This is a genomic window from Collinsella sp. AM24-1 (genome assembly GCF_003470325.1).
In the GTDB taxonomy this organism is placed as follows: domain Bacteria; phylum Actinomycetota; class Coriobacteriia; order Coriobacteriales; family Coriobacteriaceae; genus Collinsella.
The window spans coordinates 918-2,695 of sequence record NZ_QRHM01000045.1 but is presented as its reverse complement, the minus strand read 5'-3'; the positions used below and the strand labels follow the sequence as shown (position 1 = coordinate 2,695).

At 52.7% G+C, this 1,778-nt stretch carries 1 protein-coding gene; it reads right to left on the bottom strand.

All coding sequences use genetic code 11. The annotated features are described in order from the left end of the window. Positions 1–79 precede the first annotated feature (79 nt). The gene (locus tag DW661_RS09900; RefSeq protein ID WP_118935473.1) at positions 80–1,237 is read right to left on the bottom strand and encodes a type I restriction enzyme HsdR N-terminal domain-containing protein; all 1,158 of its coding nucleotides are present in this window, start codon (positions 1,235–1,237) and stop codon (positions 80–82) included. Between the last annotated feature and the right edge of the window lie 541 nt (positions 1,238–1,778).

Below are 1,778 nucleotides of genomic sequence, written 5' to 3'. Positions count from 1 at the left end.
GGCCCTCAGGGTATCGGGTTCCCACATTCATCCGCACATGTACGGATGAATGTGGGAGGTGTTCGGATAAAGTTGATAATCAAGGGTTCTGAAGAAAGAGTTCCTCGTTGTGGACGTCTTTGAACGCAAAGTCATTGTTGGTATAAAATTTAAGCTTGCGCAGCGTGCCGTTCAGCTCCTCGATGAGCTGCTTGCGGTGCTGGCCCGTATAGTTGCTTATGAGGTTTTCGGCGTAGTTGTTGGGAACGTACAGGACCTCTTCCCGCATGAGCTTTCTCATGCCGTCTGAGTGGAGTCTCTGGAGTCTGTCCTGGAGCGTTTCGTAGGTGTCTCGTCCTTGGCGGTATTGGAACTCAATCTCCTGGGTTGGCATTTTCGAGAGCTCGTCTTGGAGCTTCGCGATAAAGAGCGCAATAAGGCGATTGAAGGCGTTCTCTTTATCGGAGACGTTGTTGTGGCGGAGGATTTCCTCGAAGCGGTTGACGATGCTGTCTTCGGCCCTGAAGTCGACAAGGTCCTTCTTGAGAAGGGGAGGAACCATCGGGTGGTATGCCGTCGACCTATCGCCAAAGAGGATGTTTCCCTCGACTTGTTGGTTGTACGTTTCCGTCCAAACTTGATGGAGCTGTTCCACTGTATGGGCGTCGCGGTAGAGCGCAATGTTGTCATCGCGTTTGGCGAGCGCGATGAAGTTCTCGTCATCGCTGCAGTTAATTGAAACCTGGTCTGGCACAATTTCGTTGTTGATGAAATCGCATGCAAAGAGTACCAACCAGCGAGTCGCGCGCTCTTGTTGCCAATAGGAGAGGAGTTGCCCTCCGTCTGACTGCATGTTCTTGAATTCGTTTTTGAACTCGGTTCCAGGGGTCTTGCATTCGACGATTGCGAGTGTGTCGCCCCTCTCGTCATTAATGCAGATATCAGCGCGGCCGCTCTTTTGTTCGTGCCCAAGGGCCCATTCGCGCTCCAGCTCGAGTGATTCGGGGCGATATCCTTTGTCGAGGAGCATGGTTACGCAGGCGAGTACGACGAAGTTCTCGTTATCGGAGAAGTTACAAGTTGTGTCTTTGTTGACTTTGAACCCCAGGTCTTTCGGGTAGCCGATGCGTTTCTTGGAAAAATCGACCGTGATTTGTGCGCTGGTCTCTTCCCAGGATTTCTGATAAACGGTGCCGTCGCCCGACGGCTCGTAGCACAGAGCCCTAAGTGCGTCGCGAAGATTGTCCAGCGTAATCATCTAATGTCTCCGTAGCTGCGAGGTGAAAACACAATTCGCTAATATTATCGCAGAGGGCACCGTAAGAACGTAGTGTGATTGGCGGTGCTGCTGCTTGCCAGGGCATTTGATTGGATGATGACGCGCACGGGGCGGGATTCGCCAGTCCGCTAAGCCACGCTGGCAACAGTAGCGTACCAGGTGGTTGCTTGCAGAGATCCTCACGCGCGCCGTGCTTGAACCACTGGAGGTACGTGTTTCTTGTCGCGCGTCCATCGGTGACCGATCCGCCTTTTACTAAACAAGTTTATCGAGCGCGCGAAGCGATTGAGCCAATGGCGAAGCTCCAACTTATTCGTCAACTCATGGGCAAGCCACCCGAGACTACTCATTTCTCCTACTAGCAATGAAGGTCTGCGACCTGCAGTTTTGCAAACTGCTTGAAAGCCATCCGATGAGATACCCCCGATTTCCACTTGGAATTGGGGGTATTTTTATTCAAGACTTTAGTCTGCTGGCCGCGCAGCGCACCGCATCAGAAACCACCCGCTATGCGGGTGGG